18 protein-coding genes are annotated in these 18,796 nt (G+C 68.2%); 16 read left to right on the top strand and 2 right to left on the bottom strand.

Annotated features, from left to right (window positions below; all coding sequences use genetic code 11):
- The first annotated feature begins 426 nt into the window (after positions 1–426).
- Both LQF09_RS16255 and LQF09_RS16250 read left to right on the top strand, forming a co-directional pair.
- Entirely contained in the window at positions 427–1,104 is a 678-nt protein-coding gene (locus LQF09_RS16255) for a hypothetical protein (protein WP_232433223.1), read from the top strand.
- Between the two features lie 16 nt (positions 1,105–1,120).
- Positions 1,121–2,047: a toll/interleukin-1 receptor domain-containing protein gene (locus LQF09_RS16250; RefSeq protein ID WP_002925930.1), complete on the top strand. Its 927-nt coding sequence runs from the start codon at positions 1,121–1,123 to the stop codon at positions 2,045–2,047.
- On the opposite strand, the gene LQF09_RS16245 is transcribed toward LQF09_RS16250, so the two are convergent.
- The gene (locus tag LQF09_RS16245; protein WP_002925931.1) at positions 1,990–3,045 is read right to left on the bottom strand and encodes an AraC family transcriptional regulator; all 1,056 of its coding nucleotides are present in this window, start codon (positions 3,043–3,045) and stop codon (positions 1,990–1,992) included. The genes LQF09_RS16250 and LQF09_RS16245 overlap by 58 nt on opposite strands.
- 222 nt (positions 3,046–3,267) lie before the next feature.
- Here LQF09_RS16245 and LQF09_RS16240 point away from each other — a divergent pair, with 222 nt between their 5' ends.
- From LQF09_RS16240 to LQF09_RS16175, 14 genes are all read left to right on the top strand, one after another.
- Positions 3,268–4,101: an ABC transporter ATP-binding protein gene (locus LQF09_RS16240; RefSeq protein ID WP_002925932.1), complete on the top strand. Its 834-nt coding sequence runs from the start codon at positions 3,268–3,270 to the stop codon at positions 4,099–4,101.
- A gap of 1 nt (position 4,102) precedes the next feature.
- The gene (locus LQF09_RS16235; protein ID WP_002936443.1) at positions 4,103–4,987 is read left to right on the top strand and encodes a branched-chain amino acid ABC transporter permease; all 885 of its coding nucleotides are present in this window, start codon (positions 4,103–4,105) and stop codon (positions 4,985–4,987) included.
- Complete coding sequence (locus tag LQF09_RS16230; protein WP_002925934.1) at positions 4,987–6,027, top strand: branched-chain amino acid ABC transporter permease; 1,041 nt, start codon at positions 4,987–4,989, stop codon at positions 6,025–6,027. Before LQF09_RS16235 ends, LQF09_RS16230 begins: the two co-directional genes overlap by 1 nt.
- Before the next feature lie 49 nt (positions 6,028–6,076).
- Positions 6,077–7,246 (top strand): ABC transporter substrate-binding protein, encoded by a 1,170-nt coding sequence (locus LQF09_RS16225; protein WP_270068441.1) that lies wholly within the window; start codon positions 6,077–6,079, stop codon positions 7,244–7,246.
- A gap of 3 nt (positions 7,247–7,249) precedes the next feature.
- The gene (locus tag LQF09_RS16220) at positions 7,250–8,062 is read left to right on the top strand and encodes an ABC transporter ATP-binding protein (protein ID WP_002925937.1); all 813 of its coding nucleotides are present in this window, start codon (positions 7,250–7,252) and stop codon (positions 8,060–8,062) included.
- Between the two features lie 14 nt (positions 8,063–8,076).
- Positions 8,077–9,906, top strand: a complete 1,830-nt coding sequence (locus LQF09_RS16215; protein WP_270068440.1) for an AMP-dependent synthetase/ligase — start codon at positions 8,077–8,079, stop codon at positions 9,904–9,906.
- On the top strand, positions 9,899–10,765 hold the full coding sequence (locus LQF09_RS16210; RefSeq protein ID WP_270068439.1) for an enoyl-CoA hydratase/isomerase family protein: 867 nt from the start codon (positions 9,899–9,901) through the stop codon (positions 10,763–10,765). The genes LQF09_RS16215 and LQF09_RS16210 overlap by 8 nt, the downstream gene beginning before the upstream one ends.
- 159 nt (positions 10,766–10,924) lie before the next feature.
- Positions 10,925–12,061, top strand: coding sequence for an acyl-CoA dehydrogenase family protein (locus LQF09_RS16205; protein WP_270068438.1), 1,137 nt, complete (start codon positions 10,925–10,927; stop codon positions 12,059–12,061).
- Between the two features lie 16 nt (positions 12,062–12,077).
- Positions 12,078–13,277 (top strand): thiolase family protein, encoded by a 1,200-nt coding sequence (locus LQF09_RS16200; protein ID WP_270068437.1) that lies wholly within the window; start codon positions 12,078–12,080, stop codon positions 13,275–13,277.
- Between the two features lie 19 nt (positions 13,278–13,296).
- Positions 13,297–14,064: a 3-hydroxyacyl-CoA dehydrogenase gene (locus LQF09_RS16195; RefSeq protein WP_270068436.1), complete on the top strand. Its 768-nt coding sequence runs from the start codon at positions 13,297–13,299 to the stop codon at positions 14,062–14,064.
- Positions 14,065–14,125: 61 nt separating this feature from the next.
- Positions 14,126–15,724, top strand: a complete 1,599-nt coding sequence (locus tag LQF09_RS16190; protein WP_270068435.1) for an acyl-CoA synthetase — start codon at positions 14,126–14,128, stop codon at positions 15,722–15,724.
- On the top strand, positions 15,721–16,419 hold the full coding sequence (locus LQF09_RS16185; RefSeq protein WP_270068434.1) for an SDR family NAD(P)-dependent oxidoreductase: 699 nt from the start codon (positions 15,721–15,723) through the stop codon (positions 16,417–16,419). The genes LQF09_RS16190 and LQF09_RS16185 overlap by 4 nt, the downstream gene beginning before the upstream one ends.
- A gap of 25 nt (positions 16,420–16,444) precedes the next feature.
- The gene (locus tag LQF09_RS16180) at positions 16,445–17,185 is read left to right on the top strand and encodes an SDR family oxidoreductase (protein WP_270068433.1); all 741 of its coding nucleotides are present in this window, start codon (positions 16,445–16,447) and stop codon (positions 17,183–17,185) included.
- A 29-nt stretch (positions 17,186–17,214) separates the two neighbouring features.
- Entirely contained in the window at positions 17,215–18,228 is a 1,014-nt protein-coding gene (locus LQF09_RS16175; protein WP_270068432.1) for a DUF5924 family protein, read from the top strand.
- Positions 18,229–18,237: 9 nt separating this feature from the next.
- Here LQF09_RS16175 and LQF09_RS16170 read toward each other — a convergent pair whose 3' ends face one another.
- Positions 18,238–18,660 (bottom strand): CBS domain-containing protein, encoded by a 423-nt coding sequence (locus tag LQF09_RS16170; protein ID WP_270068431.1) that lies wholly within the window; start codon positions 18,658–18,660, stop codon positions 18,238–18,240.
- Between the last annotated feature and the right edge of the window lie 136 nt (positions 18,661–18,796).

Raw genomic sequence — 18,796 nt, 5'->3', positions numbered from 1 at the left:
TCGGCATGGGCTTGGGTTCGCAAGTGTACGGCGAACCGTGCCCGGCTGCAGCAACTGCCGGCGTCGGGGTCGATGGCCTCGCGCAGGGCGGCATCCTGGCCTAGATTGAAACAGGAGCCACGAGAGGATTGATCCATGTCGACATGGCAAGCGAAGGAGCCGTTGTCCATAGTGCCCGGCAAGCGTCCGGACGGTCGACAGGCTCGCCCGGCAGTGGCACTCCTTTGGCGGGCCTGGGCGCAGGTGATCTGTATGCTGTGCGCAGCCTTGCTGCTCGCCGCCTGTTCTGCCGGCGAATTGCCGCAAACCAGCGCGCCGCCTGATGAAGCACCTGCAGGGAGCGAGCCGCGGGATGAGGCACCGGCCATCGACGAGCCGGCACCACCGCCCCCGCCTCCGCCCGCAGCTGAGCCTGAACCGCCCAGCGTGATCGACCGCCCGGCCGTTGTCCGGCCACCGGCCGCGGCCAACGGCTCGCCGCCCACCGCCAGCCGGCCTGAGCCGACGGTCTTGCCTGCCTTTCCCTGGCCGCCGCCGCGCTACTCGGCATTCGCCCTGCTCGAACGTGCCTGGCTTGCGCCACAGGAGCCCGCCACACTGGGTGGCGCGGCGCAGCATCTGGAGGACGCCTTCGATCTTGCAGGCTACGTCGAACGCAGCTATTACCGCGTACCCGGTGGATTCGCGCTTGCCTCGCGCGCCGAGAAGATCCACCCGGATGCCAGCCCCTTCGCACCGCCAGCGCGCTGGAGTGCGGATTCAGCAGGCGCCGGACGCAGCTTTCTGGAGCGCATAACGGCGCTGTTCAACGCGCCACCCGGGCGCTACCGCGTCATCGTCTTCGTCGTCACCGACCAGGACTTCGCCGCCACGCCGCAGCCGCCGTCCGAAGCCGTGGCGCGTGAGTGGGTGGGCGGCGGCGGCTTGCGCCTGCCGCCATCGATCGCCGCCCAAGCCTACTCGGCCGAGCATTACGCCAGCGCGCTGATCTATGAGTTCGCGCGCCGCGACGAGCGCGAGGCTGGGCAAGTGCGGGCGCCGAGCGATGTACCCGGGCGTGTGCATCTGGAGAAGGGGGGCTTGTGGCAGGCGCTGGCGCAGTAGCAAAGGGGGCGCAGGCATGACGGTGACGCGTGGCGACGGCCGGTTCCTGCTGCGGCGGTTGGGCATCGTGTCGATGCTGACGGCGCTGGTCAGTCTGCTGGCTACGGCGGGCGGCCTGAGCCTGCTGCCCTACGCCGGTGCGGCGGGGCAGTGGGTGCTTGGCGCCGCCGGTGGGGCGGTGGCCGTGGCGGCGTTCGCCTTTGGCCGGCTGGTGATCCTGCGCCGACCCGGTGCCCGTCGGGTCGGCTTCGTCGTGGCCGGCATGGCTCTGGCTGCGGCGGTGCTGTTCGGCCTGCTTGCGCTCGCACGCCCCGAGGCCGGCGGCTACTTCGTCGCCTGTATGGCGGTGCTGGCGGCCTACGCTGCCTTCGTCAGTCACCGCCTGGCATTCTGGCCAAGCGGCGAGATTGCCGACGAGCCGCGGGTCTCGCTTGGCATCTTCCTGTCCTATCGCCGCGACGACAGCCGCGAGAGCGTCGGGCGCATACACGACCATTTGTGCCAGGCCTTCGTGCCTGAGCGCATCTTCCTGGACGTCGAGCGTCAGTCAGCGGGTGCCGACTACCGCGAGGTGATCGGTACTGCGCTGGACCAGTCCGAGGTCGTGCTCGTCGTCATCGGCCCGGCCTGGCTGACGCTGGCCGGCGCCGATGGCCGGCCGCGCATCGACGATACCGAGGACATGGTCAGGCTGGAGGTGGAGATGGCACTTGCGCGCGGCCAGAACGTGGTGCCACTGCTGGTGCAGGGGGCGCGCATGCCGAGCGCCGCACAACTGCCTGCACCACTGGCCTCATTGGCCTACCGCAACGCTCTGCCGGTGAGACCGGACCCGGACTTTCGCGGTGACGTGCTGCGCCTGGTCGAGGCATTGAGAGCGCTGGCTCAGGTCGCCGCGCGTGAGCGCACGCGTGCGGCGGGCACGGCGACGAGCCTCCGGTAGCTGCCGGGCGGGGTTCCGGTCCATTGCTTGAAGGCGCGATTGAAGGCTGCCGGGTCGTCGAAGCCGAGCTCGGCGCCGATGCTTGCGATGGCTTGATCCGTGCGTGAGATGCGGGCGATCGCCACGTCGCGGCGCAGGGCGTCCTTCACGGCCTGGAAGTGCGTGCCCTCGGCGTCGAGCCGGCGTGCCAGCGTGCGTGGCGAGACGTGCAGGGCGCGCGCGACGTCCTCCACGCTCTGGGGCTGGCCGAGGTTGGCCTCCAGCAGGTCGCGTACGCGGTGGGTGAACAGGCGCTCGCTGACCGAGACGTGGATCCAGTCCATTGGCGCCTTGCGCAGGAAACCCGATAGCGAGGCCTTGTCCTGGCGGATCGGCGCGTCCATGAAGACCGGTTCGATGAAGAGCGCGGTCCGCGCCTGGTCGAAGCGCGCCGGGCCGGCATACATGTTGATGTACTCGCCTGCATGCGCCGGGGCGGGGTAGTTGAGGTCCACACGCGCGAACAGCAGCTTGCGCTCGATCATCCAGGACGCGATGCCCTGCACCAGCATCAGCATCAACTCGAGGATCAGGATGCGGTGGTGACCGAGGTCGGTGCGCTCCACCAGCGCGATGCGGGTCAGTCCGTCCTCTTCCCCCATCTCGAAGTGCAGGTCGTCCAGCACCAGACGAAAGAACCAGCAGAAGCGGTGTAGCGCAACACGCAGGTTCGCGGCGTCGAGCATGCCGAGGCACAGGAACTTGAGCGTGCCGGCGCGCAGCGGCCTGGAGAACATGCCCGGTGTCTCGTCGTCGAGCTCGATTGCCAGCGTGCGATAGAACAACGCGAACTGCTCGACGGTCACGCGCGCCGACTCCTGGTCCAGCAGCGGCGGGGCAATGCCTGCGCGGGCGATGCAGTCGAGCGCGCGCGTGTGGTGTGCACCGAGCCGGTCGAGAAGCTGGCTGACCATGCGGATCGAGACCGTGACGGAGGGGGCACTCAGGCGTTCGCTCATGGCAAAGGTGTGTCGAGGGGTTGGCAGGAAATGTCAATCAATAGGCCGGTTCTGTCATCCACAACCTGGCCCGTACTGCCTAGTATGGACTGCAAATCGAGGCAGTAAAAAAATTAATGCCCCGCCAATGCTGAGCTGCGCCGTGTGTGGCGCTGCCAGCGGGCAGATCAAGCACAGCACGCGCAGGACGTCTCTGTCGAGGCGCCTGGCAGGAGGAGACAAGTGCATCCAGGCAAGGCCAATCCGATCCTCGAGGTCGAGGGGCTCACATTGTCGTTCGGCGGCATCAAGGCGCTGACCGACGTGGGCTTCGAAGTTGCTCCAGGGTCCATCACCACCGTCATCGGTCCGAACGGCGCAGGCAAGACCTCGCTGTTCAACACGATCTCCGGTTTCTACAAGCCCGCTACGGGACGCATCCGCTTCCAGGGCGAGGACATCACCGCCACCCGGCCGCCCGAGCGCGCCAAGCTGGGCCTGGCGCGCAGCTTCCAGAACATCGCGCTGTTCCGCGGCATGACCGTGCTCGACAACATCAAGCTCGGCCGCCACGCCCACCTGCGCACCAATGTGCTCGATGCGCTGTTCTACTTCGGCCGCGCCCGGCATGAGGAGATGAAGCTGCGCCAGGAGGTCGAGGAACGCATCATCGACTTCCTCGAGATCGACCACATCCGCCACATGCCGGTGTCGGTGCTGTCCTACGGCCTGCAGAAGCGGGTCGAGATGGCGCGCGCGCTGGCGATGCGGCCCAAGGTACTGATGCTCGATGAACCCGTCGCCGGCATGAACCGCGAAGAGACCGAGGATATGGCGCGCTTCATCCTCGACGTGCGCGAGGAGTGGGGCGTGACGGTGCTGATGGTGGAGCACGACATGGGCATGGTGATGGACCTGTCCGACCACGTCGTGGTGCTCAACTTCGGCCAGGTCATCGCCGACGGTACGCCGGCCGAGGTGCAAGCCAACCCCGAGGTGATCAAGGCCTACCTGGGCTCGGGTGACGTCTCGGAATTGCGCCAGCGCCTTCATCAACCTCTTGCAGTGGGGGCCTGAGATGGACTTCGACTGGCTTTTCCTGACCGAGATCGTCTTTGCCGGCCTTGGCGCCGGTGGCCTGTACGCGCTGACCGGTCTCGCTTTCGTGATGATCTACAAGGCCACGCGGGTGGTGAACCTGGCCATCGGCGAGATGCTGATGATCGGCGCCTACCTGTGCTTCGGCCTCGCCACGGCGATGAACCTGCCAATGTGGCTGGCGATCCTGGTCGCGGTGATCGGCAGCGGCATGGCAGGCGCATTGCTCGAACGCGTAGCGATCCGGCCGATGCTCGGCGAGTCGCCGATCTCGGTGTTCATGGTCACCGTGGGGCTGGCTTCCATCCTGGTCGGCGTGGTCGAGCTGATCTGGACCTCCGAGCCGCGCCGCCTGCCCGAATTCATGCCCAGCGCGCCGGTGATGATCGGCGAGGCCTTCGTGCCGCCCAAGGTGTTCTACGGCTTCCTCGTCGCAGCCGCGCTGATTGCGGTTGCTCTGGCGGTGTTCCGCTTCTGGCGCGGCGGCGTGGCGCTGCGGGCGACGGCCTCGGACCAGCAGGCTGCCTATTCGATGGGCATCAACGTGCCCAGGGTCTTCTCGCTGTCCTGGACGGTGGCGGCGATGATCGCGGCTATTGCCGGTGTCATCGTCGGCGCGGTGGGCGGCATCTCCTCGACGATGGGCGTGTTCGGCCTGTCGGTGCTGGTAGTGGTGATCGTCGGCGGCCTGGACAGCGTGCTCGGCGCGCTGGTCGCGGGGCTCCTCATCGGCGTCGTCGAGTCGCTCGCCGGTGGTTTTCTCGGCGGCGAATACAAGCTGCTCGCCACCTTCATGATCCTGATCGTCGTGCTGCTGGTCCGTCCCTACGGCCTGTTCGGCACCCACGAAATCGAGAGGTTGTAATGCGCATCGGAACCGCACGCTCCAGCTATCGTCACGACGAGTCGCTGTTCGACAGCCGCACCCAGCACGCCTGGCTGGCCGTCCTCGCCGTCGCGCTGCTCGGCTTCCCCTTCTTCGCCGACGAATACTGGCTGTACCTCGCCTGCCTGGTCGCGATCAACATCGCCAGCACCACCGGGCTCAACATCCTCACCGGCTATACCGGACTGGTGAGCCTGGGACAGGCTGCCTTCATGGGCATCGGCGCCTACACGGTGGCGGCGCTCGAGCAGAAGCTCGGCACGCCGGTGCTGCTCAACCTGCTTGCCGGTGGCTTCGTCGCCATGCTCGGCGGGTTGGTGGTGGGCCTGCCCTCGCTGCGGGTGAAGGGCCTGTACCTGGCGATCGCCACCATCGCCGCCTCGGTGGTGCTGCACTTCGTGTTCGCCAACTGGCACTCGGTTACCGGCGGCCACGCCGGCATCACGGTGGCGCCGGCGGAGATCCTTGGCGTCAGCTTCGACACTTCGTTCCGGCTGTACTGGCTGTTCGTGCCGATCACCGCCCTGATGGTGCTGGGCGCGGCCAACCTGTTCCGCACCCGTATCGGCCGCGCCTTCATCGCGATCCGCGACCGCGACATCTCGGCCGAGGTGCTGGGCATCCCGCTGCTGCGCTACAAGCTGCTGTCCTTCGGCCTGTCGTCCTTTTATGCCGGGGTGGCGGGCGGCATGTGGGCCTACTTCTTCCGCGTGGTCACGCCGGAGAGCTTCCCGCTGATCATGTCGATCTTCTTCCTCGCCGCCGTCATCGTCGGCGGCATGGGTACCATCCTCGGCGCCATCCTCGGTGCGGTCTTCATGACCATGGTGCCCGAGGCGCTCAAGCTCATCGTTGGCTGGCTACCGCTTTCGGCCGACGCCACGCTGATCCTGTCGCCGGTGCGCACCATCGTGTTTGGCGCGCTGATCGTCGGCTTCCTGGTGTTCGAGCCGCTCGGCCTGCAGGAGATCTGGCGCCGCATCCGTCGCTTCTTCCACCTCTGGCCGTTCCGCGCCTGAGTTTTCCTCGCCTCACCGCATCACCACACACAAAGAGAAGGAGACAAGCATGAGAAGAACCGTACTCAAGAGCCTGCTCGCCAGCGCCGTGCTGGCTGCCACCGTCGGCCTGCCGGCTGCGCAGGCGGCCGACAAGGAAATCGTCATCGGCGGCTCGATCCCGATGAGCGGTGTGTTCGCCTTCGCCGGCATTGGCATCCATGCCGGCATCCAGGACTACGTCAAGATGACCAACGATGCGGGTGGCATCGAGGGCCACATGCTGCGCTATGTGCCCGAGGACAGCGCCTACAAGGTCGACCAGTCGGTGGCCGCGTTCAAGAAGATCACCAGCCAGAACAAGGTGAACTTCTACTACGGCGATTCCACCGCCTTCAGCAAGACCATCAACCCCGAACTCGACCGCGCCGGCAGCATGATCATGTCGGGGGCCTCCTTCGCCACCGAGCTCAACGACCCGCAGAAATTCCCCTATCAGTTCATCGCCGGCCCGGACTACACCCAGCAGTTCGGCATCCTGCTGCGCTACATCGCCCAGCAGAAGCCGGGCGCCAAAGTGGCTTTCGTGTACTCCGACACCGAGTTCGGCCGCGATCCGATCGAGAGCAGCCGCGGCGTGGCCAAGGAACTGGGGCTCAACGTCGCCATCGAGATCATGACCCCGCCGGGTGCGGTCGACGTGTCGACCGAAATGGCCAAGCTGCGTCGCGCGCGCGCCGACTACACCATCTTCCATGGCTACATCCTGGGGCCGATCCCCGAGTTCATCAGCCAGTCGCGCCAGCTGGGTCTGCAGACCCAGTTCATGGGCACCTTCTGGACCATGGACAACAGCACCGTGATGCAGATGGGCGAAGCCGCCGAGGGCTTCATGGGCGTGATGCCGTACAACTACTACTACGACGACTCCGCACCGGCGCCGATGCTGGAGAAGATCCGCTCGATGCGCACGGAGTACCAGAACGTGCCCTACATCCAGGGCTTCCTGTCGGCCATGCTGTATGCCGAGTCCGCTCGCCGCACGCTGGCCGCCGGTCAGGAGATGAGCGCGGCCAACCTCAAGGCGGCGTTGAACTCGATCGAGAACTTCGACACCGGCGGCCTGATCGGCGTGCCGATCTCCATCCGCGGCAACACCATTCCGGTCGGGCGCATCTACCGTGCCGACGTTCAGGCCAAGCGCATGGTGCCGGCCTCCGACTGGATCGTGCTGGAGTAAGCGATGAGTGCGGCCGAATCCGTCCTTGAGGTGAACAACATCGAGGTGATCTACAACAAGGCGGTCCAGGTGCTGCGCGGCCTGTCGCTGTCGGTGCCGCGCGGGCAGATCGTCGCGCTGCTCGGCTCCAACGGCGCGGGCAAGAGCACTACGCTCAAGACCGTGTCCGGCCTGCTGGGGCTGGAGAACGGTGAGCTGACGCGTGGCGAGATCCGCTTCGAAGGCAAGCCGCTGGCGGCTTCGAAGCCGCACGAACTGGTGCGCGCGGGGCTCTTCCACGTCATGGAAGGGCGCCGCGTGTTCGAGGACCTGACCGTGGAGGAGAACCTCGTCTCCGCCACCTATGCGCTCACCGGGCGCAGCGGCGCGAAGGCCGACTACGAGCTGGTCTACGAGTACTTCCCGCGCCTGTACGAGCGCCGCAATGGCCTGGCCGGCTACCTGTCGGGCGGCGAGCAGCAGATGCTGGCGATCGGCCGCGCGCTGATCGCGCGGCCCAGGCTGATCCTGCTCGACGAGCCCTCGCTGGGCCTGGCGCCGCTGCTGGTCGAGAACATCTTCCAGATCATTGCCCGCATCAATGCCGAGCAGAAGGTGTCGATGCTGCTGGTCGAGCAGAACGCCTCGGTGGCGCTGGCGGTGGCGCACTACGGCTACATCATGGAGAACGGCAAGGTCGTCACCGACGGCCCGGCCGAGCGCCTGGCCGCCGACCAGGATGTGCGCGAGTTCTATCTCGGCATGGGCGGGCACGGCGAGATGAAGAGTTTCCGCGACATCAAGCACTACAAGCGCCGCAAGCGCTGGTTGTCGTGATCGGGAGGATGGCCATGAACAACACCCTACCCATGCTGACCCTGGCGCAGATGCTGCGCGAGCAGGCTCGGCAACATCCGGCGCGCATCGCCATCCGCCAGAAGGATTTCGGCATCTGGCAGGGCATCACCTGGGACGACTACTACCGCCGTTCGAGTCACGTCGGCCTGGGGCTGCGTGCGCTTGGCCTGTCCGCCGGCGGCCACGTCGGCGTCATCGCCGAGAACCGTATCGAATGGGTGCTGACGCAGATGGGCTGCGGCCTGGTCGGCGGCATCGCGGTCGGCGTCTATCCGACCAGCCCGTCGCCCGAGGTGGCCTACGTGCTCAACCACGCCGACGTCGAGGTGGTGGTGTGCGAGGACCAGGAGCAGACCGACAAGGTCGTCGAGGCGCTCGACCAGCTGCCGCACCTGCGCGCCATCGTAGTGATGGAGACCAAGGGCCTGCGCAGTGCCGACGAGCGCGTGCGCGACCGCATCCTGTCCTTCGCCGACCTGGAGACGCTCGGCGTCGAGTACGAGGCCACCCACCGCCACCTGGTCGAGCAGACGCTGGCCGCGCAGCGGCTCGAGGACATCGCGCTGATGATCTACACCTCGGGTTCCACCGGCAAACCCAAGGGCGCGATGATCAGCTACGCCAACATCCGCGGCGTGGCGCCCGGCATCGCCGATCGCCTGGGGCTGTCGGCGGATACCAGCCACCTGTCCTACCTGCCGCTGTGCCACGTCGCCGAGCAGATGCTCACCACCTTCTGCCCGATCTACCTCGGCTCCACGGTCGCCTTCGGCGAGTCGATCCGCACCGTGCAGGAAGACCTGCGCGAGATCGCGCCGACGATGTTCCTGGGCGTGCCGCGCATCTGGGAGAAGCTGCACTCGGCGATCAGCATCAAGATGCAGGAGAGTGGTGCGCTGCAGCGCTGGCTGTTCGCCCGTGCAATGGCCGCCTGCGCGCCCTTCGCGCACAAGGCGGCCGCGCAGCGCACGGCGGGCGAGCGTCTCACCCATGCCTTCTGGTACTGGATCATCCTGCGTGCCTTGCAGAATTTCATCGGCCTGCGCAAGGCGAAGGTGGCGCTGACCGGCGCGGCGCCGATCCCGCCCGCGGTGGTGCAGTTCTTCCGTACGCTGGGCGTGCCGCTGGTGGAGGTCTACGGCCTCACGGAGTCGACCGGCATGATCACCGGCCAACCGCTGGATGCTGCCCGCTTCGGCTCGGTCGGTACGCCCATCCTCGGCGTCGAGCACAGGATCGGCGAGCGTGGCGAGCTGCTTGTCCGTGGCGAGATGGTGTTCGCCGGCTACTACAAGAACCCGGAGGCGACCGACGACAGCATTCGCGACGGCTGGCTGCACACCGGTGACGTGGTCGAGGAGCGCGACGGCCAGCTCTACATCGTCGATCGCCTCAAGGACATCATGATCACCGCCGGCGGCAAGAACCTGACGCCGTCCGAGATCGAGAAGACGATGAAGGCCAGCCCCTACATCAAGGAGTGCATCGTCGTCGCCGACGGGCGCAAGTTCGTCTCCGCGTTGATCCAGATCGACTACGAGACGGTGGCGAAGTGGGCCGAGGGCCGCCAGATCCTCTTCACCCACTTCCGCTCGCTGGTCGAGCACCCGGAGGTACGCGCGCTGATCGACGCCGAGATCGCGCGCGGCAATGCCCAGCTTGCGCAGGTTTCGCACATCCGCCGCTTCCACCTGCTGACCAAGGAGCTGGACCACGACGACGGCGAGGTGACGGCGACGATGAAGGTGCGCCGTTCCAGCATCTATAAGACCTACGCCGACGTGATCGAGGCCATGTACCGGGGCGAGGCTGCCCATGCCTGAACACGATCAAGCCGCCTGCGTTCGTCTGGAGCGCGAGGATGGCATTGCCTGCATCAGCCTGGACCGCCCGGCCGCGCGCAACAGTCTGGACCTGCCCATGGGGCTCGCGCTGCGCGATGCGGTCAGGTCGCTGGCGGCCGAACCACCGCGGGTGGTCGTGCTGCGCAGCAGCGGCGCGCACTTCATGGTCGGCGGCGACGTGCGCCGTTTCGACATCCTGCTCGGCCAGTCGCTGGCGGTGTGCGCCGAGGAGATCGGCCAGCTCATCGACGCGGTGCACGAGGCCGTTGCCGGCCTGACGCGGCTGCCCTGCCCGGTGGTGGGCCTGGTGGGTGGCTCCGCGGCGGGCTTCGGCATGTCGCTGGCGATGGCCTGCGACCTGCTGGTGGCGGCCGACGATGCGCGCTTCGTGCTTGCCTACGGCGCCATCGGCACCACGCCCGACGGCGGTGCGAGCTGGCACCTGCCGCGCCGCGTCGGTCTGCAGCGTGCCCTGGCGATCGCGCTGCTCAACCCGCAGATCGACGCCGCGCAGGCCAAGGACATCGGCCTGGTGGCCGAGGTGGTGCCAGCGGCGCAGCTCGCTGAGGCTGGACGGGCGCTGGCGCGCCGGCTGGCCGACGGGCCGGCGGCGGCCCAGGCCGGCGTCAAGCGCCTGTTGCGCGAGGGCCTGGCCACCGACCTGGCGAGCGCGCTTGCCGCCGAGAAGGCGAGCTTTCTCGCCATGTCGGCGACGGCGGACTTCGCCGAGGGCGTACGTGCCTTCTGTGAGCGGCGGCCGGCACGTTTCGGCCAGCCGGAAAAGCTCGCGGCTGGCGCCGCTCCTACGGTGCCGCAAGGCGTCCATCACCCCCTGTAGGAGCGGCGCAAGCCGCGAGGGGTTGAAGACGACGGGGCTTGGGTGGGATGACAAAAAGCTCGCGGCTTGCGCCGCTCCTGCGGTACCGCGCTGCGCCCGGGCAGGCCGGACATTGGATTACGCCGTCGCTATCGGACGACGGTTTTGCAAGGAGACATCATGGACTTCCAGTTGAACGCAGAGCAGCGCGAGATTAGCGATCTGGCGCGCCGCTTTGCCGAACGCGAGATCGCCCCGCGCGCCGCCGAGGCCGACCTCGGCAAGACTTTCCCCTTCGAGGTGCACCAGCGTGCGCAGGAGCTCGGCCTGCTGGGCATCAACCTGCCCGAAGCGGTGGGTGGCGGCGGCCTCGGTTGCCTCGAGCTGGTGCTCGTCACCGAAGCCTTCTGCCGTGGCTGCCTGGGCATCGGCACCGCGCTGTGCGTGAATGCACTGGCCACCGAGCCGATCGTGATCGCCGGCAGCGAGATGCAGCGCGAGCGCTACCTGGGTGCAGCGGCCAAGGGGGCGCTGGCGAGCTTCGCCATGACCGAGCCTGGCGCTGGCTCCGACGTTGCCGGCATCCGCACCCGTGCCGAGCGCGTGGACGGCGGCTACCGCCTGAGCGGCAGCAAGATCTGGATCTCCAACGCCAACCTCGCCGAATTCCTCGTCGTCTTCGCCAAGACCGCGCCGGATGCCGGCCACCGCGGCATGACCGCCTTCATCGTGCCGCGTGGCAGCCAGGGCATGGCCATCGGCGAACCCCTGGGCAAGCTTGGCCAGCGCTGCGCGCCCACCTGCGAGGTCTTTCTCGACCAGGTGTTCGTGCCTGATGACCACCGCCTGGGCGAGGAGGGCAGCGGCTTCGCGCTGGCGATGACGGTGTTCGACCACTCGCGGCCGATGGTTGCGGCCTTTGGCGTTGGCCTCATCGAACGCGGCCTCGACGAATCGCTCGCCTACGCCACCCAGCGCAACAGCATGGGCAAGCGCCTGGTCGACCACCAGGCGGTGGCGCACAAGCTGGCCGAGATGCGCATGAAGCTCGAGGCTGCGCGCCTGCTCACCTACCAGTCGGCCTGGCTGCTCGACCAGGGCAGGCCGAACACCATCGAGGCTTCCATCGCCAAGGCCTTCGCTGCCGATGCGGCGATGTGGGCGGCGACCGAGGCCGTGCAGATTTTCGGCGGCATGGGCTACTCGACCGAATACCCGGTGGAAAAGCTCTTCCGCGACGCCAAGGTGCTGCAGATCTACGAAGGCACCAGCGAGATCCAGCGCAACATCATTGCCCGCGAACTGCAGCGGGCCTGAACCTGAGGACCCAGCAATGACCCCAAGCACCCCCTCCAATCCGAACGAAGCGCTCATCCTGGGCGCCGTCCGCACCCCCTTCGGCCGCCGCGGCGGTGCGTTGCGCGAGACCCGCCCGGACGCACTTCTTGCCACCGCCATCGGCGGCGTGCTGGCGCGCATCGGACTTCCAGCCGAAAAGGTTGGCGACGTGCTGGCCGGCTGCGTCAGCCAGGCCGGCGAGCAGGGCGCCAACATCGCCCGCCAGGCGCTGTTGATCGCCGGCCTGCCGGCCGAGGTGCCGGGCGTGTCGATGAACCGCATGTGCGGCTCCAGCCAGTTCGCCACCCATGCCGCTTCGCAGGCGGTGGCCGCGGGCGACCTCGCGTTCGCCATCGGCTGCGGTGTCGAGAGCATGAGCCGCGTGCCGATGTTCCTCGACCTGACCCTGGGGCAGGGCGACTTCCGCGGCTTCGACAATCTGCATCCGAAGATCCTCGCGCGCTTCGCCATCCCGCACCAGGTCGAGAGCGCCGAACGCATCGCCGACCAGTGGCAGATCTCGCGCGCCGAGATGGACGATTACGCGATCGAAAGCCACCGCCGCGCCGAGGCTGCGCGTGCGGCCGGCGTACACGCCGAGATCCTGCCGGTGGCGGGTGTGGACAAGGAGGGCGGCGCGATCACGCTGGCGCACGACGAAGGCATCCGCGCGGTGATCGACGTCGAGCGCATGCGCGCGATGCAGCCTGTGTTCCGCCAGCCGGGCGAGGGCGGCGTGACCGCGGCCAACGCCAGCCAGATGTCCGACGGCGCGGCCGCGGTGCTGGTCGGCCGGCGCGAGGCGGCCGAGGCGCTGGGCATCCGGCCGCGCGCGCGCTTCCGCGCCCGCGTCGCGGTCGGCTCCGACCCGGTGATGCAGCTCACCGGGGTGGTCCCGGCGGCGCGCCGCGCGCTGGAGATGGCCGGGCTGTCGATCCACGACATGGACTGGATCGAGGTCAACGAGGCCTTCGCCAGCGTGGCGCTGTGCTTCGTGCGCGAGTTCGCGCCCGACATGGACCGCTTCAACCCCTGGGGCGGCGCCATCGCCCACGGCCACCCGCTGGGCGGAACGGGCGCCGGCCTGATGGCCAAGATGCTCGCCGGCCTCGAACAGCGCGACGGCCGCTTCGGCCTGCAGGTCATGTGCATCGGCCACGGCATGGCCACCGCCACCGTCATCGAACGCATCTGAGACACAAGGAGCACACGCAATGAAGATCGCAGACTCGGTATTCCTGATTACCGGCGGCGCCTCGGGCCTGGGTGCGGCCACCGCGCGCATGGTGGTCGAAGGTGGCGGCAAGGTGGTACTTGCCGACCTCAACGACGAGGCGGGCAGGGTGCTGGCGGCCGAACTCGGCGCGGCGGCCTGCTTCGTGCGTACCGACGTCACCGACGAGGCGTCGACGCAGGCAGCGGTCGATGCCGCGGTGAAGGGCTTCGGCGGCCTGCACGGTCTGGTGTGCTGCGCCGGGGTGGCACCGGGCGAGAAGGTGGTGGGCAAGGAAGGCCCGCACCGCCTGGACAGCTTCGTGCGCGGGGTGACGATCAACCTCGTCGGCACCTTCAACCCGATCCGCCTCGCCGCCGACGCCATGAGCAAGGCCGCGCCGAACGCGGAGGGCGAGCGCGGCGTGATCGTCACCACCGCCTCGGTCGCCGCCTTCGACGGCCAGATCGGCCAGGCGACCTACTCGGCCTCCAAGGCCGGCGTGGTCGGCATGACCTTGCCGATCGCGCGCGAGCTGGCACGCTATGGCATCCGCGTCATGAGCATCGCCCCCGGCATCTTCGAGACGCCGATGCTGCGCGGCCTGCCGCAGCAGGTGCAGGATTCGCTCGGCCAGATGGTGCCTTTCCCCTCGCGCCTGGGCCGCTCCAGCGAGTATGCGCAGCTGGTGAAGTCGATCTGCGAGAACCCGATGCTCAACGGCGAGGTCATCCGCCTGGACGGCGCGATCCGCATGGCGGCCAAGTAAGCCCGCTTGCCCGCGTACGATGGGGGTGCCTGCGGGCACCCCGCAAGCACTGAATGAGGACATGAGCATGACCGCAGCACACCACACAGCCATTCCCGCCGATGTCCGCCGTGCCGGGCGCAATCTGATCGGCGACGCCTTCGCGCGCTCGGTACGCCGTAACCCCGAGCGCGAGGCGCTGCGCTTCGAGGGCCGCAGCTGGCGCTACGCCCAGCTCGAGCGCGCTGCCAACCGTGTCGCCAACCGCCTGCTGGCGCTGGGCCTCAAGGCTGGCGACCGCGTCGCCGCCTATGGCCGCAACTCGGACGCCTACGTGCTGCTGTGGCTGGGCTGCGCCAAGGCCGGCCTGATCCACGTGCCGATCAACTACGCCCTGCTCGATGCCGAACTGCACTACATCGTCGCGCAGTCCGGCGCGCGCGCGCTGTTCTGTGACGCCGACATGGCGACCCACGTCGAGGCGCTGGGCCCCACGCTGTCCTGCGAGTGGCGCGGCACGCTGCAGGGCGGGCAGGACCGCGACATCCTCTCCTGGGCCCAGGCCGGGGGCGACGACATTGCGCCGGAACTCGAGCTCGACGAGGAGAGCATCGCCCAGCTGCTCTATACCTCCGGCACCACCGCCGCGCCCAAGGGCGCGATGATGAGCCACCGTGCCCTGCTGGCCGAGTACACCAGCACGCTGCTGGCGACCGACATCCGCGGCGAGGACTGCTCGCTGGCCGCGCTGCCGCTGTATCACTCGGCGCAGATGCACGTGTTCCTGATGCCGCAGCTGCTGGTGGGCGCCACCACGCTGCTGATCCAGGCACCGCAGCCCGAGCGCTGCTTCGAGCTCATCGCGCAGGAAGGCGTCACCTCCTTCTTCGCGCCGCCGACGGTGTGGATCGCCTTCCTGCGCCACCCGGCCTTCGATCCGGCACACCTGGCCTCGCTGCAGAAGGGCTATTACGGCGCCTCGATCATGCCAGTGCCGGTCGTGCACGAACTGGCAGCCAAGCTGCCGGCGCTCAAGCTCTACAACTGCTACGGCCAGAGCGAGATCGCGCCGCTGGCCACGGTGCTGCGCCCCGAGGAGCATGCCGAGCGCCCGGCCTCTGCCGGACGGCCGATCTTCAACGTCGAGACGCGCATCGTCGACACCGACCTGAACGATGTGCCGGCCGGCGAGATGGGCGAGATCGTTCACCGCTCGCCGCAGCTCATGAGCGGCTACTGGGGCAAGCCGGACGAGACCGCGGCCAGCTTCAAGGACGGCTGGTTCCGTTCCGGTGATGTCGGCTACATGGACGAGGCGGGCTATCTCTACATCACCGACCGCATCAAGGACATCATCAAGACCGGTGGCGTGGTGGTGGCGAGCCGCGAGGTCGACGAGTGCCTCTACACCCATCCGGCCGTGGCCGAGGTGGCGGTGATCGGGCTGCCCGATGAGCGCTGGATCGAGGCAGTGACGGCGGTGGTGGCGCTGAAGCAGGGTGCGCGGGCGACCGCGGATGAGCTGGTTGCCCACGTCCATGCCCGTCTGGCAGCGTTCAAGGTGCCCAAGCGCGTGTTCTTCGTCGATGACATGCCGCGCAACGCATCGGGCAAGTTGCTCAAGCGCGAACTGCGCGTGCGCTACAGCGCTGACGAGGCGTCGCCGCAGGCTGCGCGATGACGGCGGCGGACGGTCCTGCGCTCGCCGTCGTCATCGGCAGCGGCGGCATCGGCGCTGCCGTGGCCGAGTGCCTGCGCGCCGACCCGGCCTACGCCGAGGTCGTGGTCCTCGGCCGCAGCAGCACGCCTGCGCTCGACCTGCTCGACGAAGCCAGCATCGCCGCCTGTGCCGGGCATGTGGCTGCGCGCGGCGTACCGAGGCTGGTGTTCGACGCCACCGGCTTCCTCCATGGCGAGGGTATGCGCCCGGAAAAGAGCCTGGCCCAGCTCGATCCTGTCCACCTGGCCCATGCCTTTGCGGTCAACGCCATCGGCCCGGCGCTGCTGATGAAGCACTTCCTGCCCTTGCTGCCGGCGACCGGGCGCGCAGTGTTCGCGACCCTCTCCGCCAAGGTCGGCAGCATCGGCGACAACCGGCTCGGCGGCTGGTACGGCTACCGTGCCTCCAAGGCGGCGCTCAACCAGTTCGTGCGCACGGCTGCCGTCGAGCTGCGCCGGCGCAATCCGGGTGCGCTGTGCGTGGCCTTGCATCCGGGTACGGTCGATACCCGGCTGTCGGCGCCCTTTGCCAAGGCCGGCCTGCAGGTGCAGCCGCCGCGGCTGGCGGCCGAGCGCCTGCTCGGCGTGCTGTCCGGCCTGGGGGCAGAGGACTCGGGGGCATTCTTCAGCTATCTTGGTGAGCGCCTGCCCTGGTGAGGGCGATTGTGGAAGGGATGCGAACATGAGGACCAAGGCCATCGTGACCGGCCACAGCCGCGGCCTGGGGGCTGCGCTGGCCGACGAACTGCTCGCGCGCGGCGTCGACGTACTGGGACTGTCGCGGCAGGGCAACCCCGAGCTGGCTGCGGCGCATCCGCTGCAGCTGCGTGAATGCAGCCTGGACCTTGGCGACAGCGCGGCGCTTGCTGCCTGGCTGGCCGGCGGCGCCTTGCACGACTGGCTCGCTGATGCAGCGTTGGTGCTGTTGATCAACAATGCCGGCACCCTGCAACCGATGGCGTTGTTGCCGGCGCAGGAGCCTGCAGCCGTGGGCCGGGCCATCGCGCTTTCTGTGGCTGCCCCCTTGATGCTGGCTGCGGCCCTGGTGCCGGCCAGTCCGGCGGCGCACGAGCGCAGGATCGTGCATGTCTCGAGCGGTGCGGCGCGCAAGCCGTATGCGGGCTGGAGCGTCTACTGCGCCGGCAAGGCCGCGCTCGACCACCACGCGCGGGCGGTGCAGGCCGAGGCGATACCGGGCCTGCGCATCTGCAGCCTGGCGCCGGGTGTGCTCGACACCGCCATGCAGGCGGAGATCCGCGCCGCCTCGGCTGAACGCTTTCCGCAGCGCGAGCGCTTCGTCGACCTGCAGCGCAGCGGCGCGCTGGTGGCGCCCGAGGTGTGCGCAATGCACCTGGTCGATTACCTGCTCGACGACGACTTCGGCCGCGAGGCGGTCGCCGACTTGCGCGACCTGATGCGCTGAGCGGCGGGCCCGCAGCGCGCAGCGATCAAGTGCCGGTGTTGAAGCGTCGAGTATTGCGTTGGGTGGTCTGGGTGCGCAGGCATCCTGGCCTGGTCGCAGCCTTCGGTTTCGTGTCGGGCGTGCTCAGCTTCACCCTGATCGAGCGCCATGAAGGTGTGGGCCGGGTGATGGCGATCGCCATGCTGGCGGGCTGGCTGTTGCTGGTGCTCGAGCGCGTGCTCAGCCAGGCCGTTGCAACGCGCTTCGGCCATGCCCCGCCGCCAGCGCTGTTGCGCTACCTGACCCAATTCACGCACCAGGAAAGCCTGTTCTTCGCGCTGCCCTTCTTTGCCGCCAGCACGTCCTGGAACAGTGGCCAGGCCCTGTTCTCGATTGCGGTGGCGGCGGCGGCGCTGGTCGCGATCATCGACCCCATCTACTACCGCAGGCTGGCGACACGACGCTGGCTGTTCCTCGGCTATCACACCTTTGCCCTGTTCGCCCTGCTGCTGGTCGCGCTGCCGCTGATCCTGCGCCTGCCGGCCATGGCCAGCTACCAACTGGCCCTCGGCATTGCGGTGCTGCTGTCCTTTCCGACCCTGGCCGGCCTGATCACGCTGCCGCGCTGGTGGCGGCCGCTGCTCGTGCTCGTACTGCTTGCGGGCCTGGGGGCGGCCGGCTGGTTTGCCCGCTTGTGGGTGCCGCCAGCGACGCTGAGGCTGACCGAGGTGGCGGTGACGACGGCATTCGACACCGTCGGGCGCAGCCCGGAGCTGGCATTGCAGCGCATCGGCGCGGCGCAGCTGCGCGAGCACGGCCTGTACGCCTACACCGCCATCCATGCGCCCCTCGGCCTGAGCGAGCGCGTACGCCACGTCTGGCTGCACGAGGGACGCGAGGTCGACAGCATCGAACTCGAGGTCAAGGGTGGGCGCGCCGAGGGCTACCGGGCGTGGACGCGCAAGCTCAACTTCCCGGAGCGCCCGGAAGGGCGCTGGCAGGTGCGTGTGCTGACTGCGGACGATCGCATGATCGGTACCCTGCGCTTCCAGGTCGATCCTTGAGCGTGCCGCTCAGCAGATGCGCTCCCACAGGCTGAGCTCGTCCTCGAACTGGTCGAGCTCGAGCCCCTTGAAATCACTGCGCGAGACGATGCCCACCACCTTGCCGTCCTTGACCACCGGCACATGGCGGTAGCCGCCGTCGCACATCATGCGCAGGGCCTCGATCGCGGTGCGCTCCGGTTCGATGGTGTCGGGCTTGGGCGTCATCACCTCGGACAGATGCACATGGGCGGCGTTGGCGTCCAGGGCCAGCACCTGCACCGCATCGCGACCGGTGAAGATGCCTTTCAGGTGGGCGCGGGCATCGGTCACCAGCACTGCGCCGACACGGCGTTCGCACATCTGCTGGCAAGCGGTCTGCACCGTGTCCGAAGGTCGCATCATCAAGGGCGCCTGGTCCTTGACGATGAAGGAGATGTTGCGGTTTGTCATGGCGGGCCTCCGTGCAAGCGCATGTGATTCAGGTCACAGCATAGGCTCCCAAGGCCTTGACCATATTGACCTTTGGCAAGCTTGTTCGCTTGCGGTGTGCGCTGTGTCTCGCGCCGACGACGGCAGGGCTGCGCTG

It is taken from the genome of Thauera sp. WB-2, assembly GCF_027594845.1.
Classification (GTDB): domain Bacteria; phylum Pseudomonadota; class Gammaproteobacteria; order Burkholderiales; family Rhodocyclaceae; genus Thauera; species Thauera mechernichensis.
The sequence above is the reverse complement of the archived record's forward strand: the minus strand, read 5'-3'. Positions and strand labels throughout refer to the sequence as shown.

Excerpts from the sequence above, each read along its gene's own strand:
- LQF09_RS16235 (WP_002936443.1), top strand. The coding sequence starts at position 4,103 with ATGGACTTCGACTGGCTTTTCCTGACCGAGATCGTCTTTGCCGGCCTT.
- LQF09_RS16230 (WP_002925934.1), top strand. The coding sequence starts at position 4,987 with ATGCGCATCGGAACCGCACGCTCCAGCTATCGTCACGACGAGTCGCTG.
- LQF09_RS16205 (WP_270068438.1), top strand. The coding sequence starts at position 10,925 with ATGGACTTCCAGTTGAACGCAGAGCAGCGCGAGATTAGCGATCTGGCG.
- LQF09_RS16185 (WP_270068434.1), top strand. The coding sequence starts at position 15,721 with ATGACGGCGGCGGACGGTCCTGCGCTCGCCGTCGTCATCGGCAGCGGC.
- LQF09_RS16190 (WP_270068435.1), top strand. The coding sequence starts at position 14,126 with ATGAGCATGACCGCAGCACACCACACAGCCATTCCCGCCGATGTCCGC.
- LQF09_RS16195 (WP_270068436.1), top strand. The coding sequence starts at position 13,297 with ATGAAGATCGCAGACTCGGTATTCCTGATTACCGGCGGCGCCTCGGGC.
- LQF09_RS16210 (WP_270068439.1), top strand. The coding sequence starts at position 9,899 with ATGCCTGAACACGATCAAGCCGCCTGCGTTCGTCTGGAGCGCGAGGAT.
- LQF09_RS16180 (WP_270068433.1), top strand. The coding sequence starts at position 16,445 with ATGAGGACCAAGGCCATCGTGACCGGCCACAGCCGCGGCCTGGGGGCT.
- LQF09_RS16200 (WP_270068437.1), top strand. The coding sequence starts at position 12,078 with ATGACCCCAAGCACCCCCTCCAATCCGAACGAAGCGCTCATCCTGGGC.
- LQF09_RS16170 (WP_270068431.1), bottom strand. The coding sequence starts at position 18,660 with ATGACAAACCGCAACATCTCCTTCATCGTCAAGGACCAGGCGCCCTTG.
- LQF09_RS16220 (WP_002925937.1), top strand. The coding sequence starts at position 7,250 with ATGAGTGCGGCCGAATCCGTCCTTGAGGTGAACAACATCGAGGTGATC.
- LQF09_RS16245 (WP_002925931.1), bottom strand. The coding sequence starts at position 3,045 with ATGAGCGAACGCCTGAGTGCCCCCTCCGTCACGGTCTCGATCCGCATG.
- LQF09_RS16250 (WP_002925930.1), top strand. The coding sequence starts at position 1,121 with ATGACGGTGACGCGTGGCGACGGCCGGTTCCTGCTGCGGCGGTTGGGC.
- LQF09_RS16225 (WP_270068441.1), top strand. The coding sequence starts at position 6,077 with ATGAGAAGAACCGTACTCAAGAGCCTGCTCGCCAGCGCCGTGCTGGCT.
- LQF09_RS16215 (WP_270068440.1), top strand. The coding sequence starts at position 8,077 with ATGAACAACACCCTACCCATGCTGACCCTGGCGCAGATGCTGCGCGAG.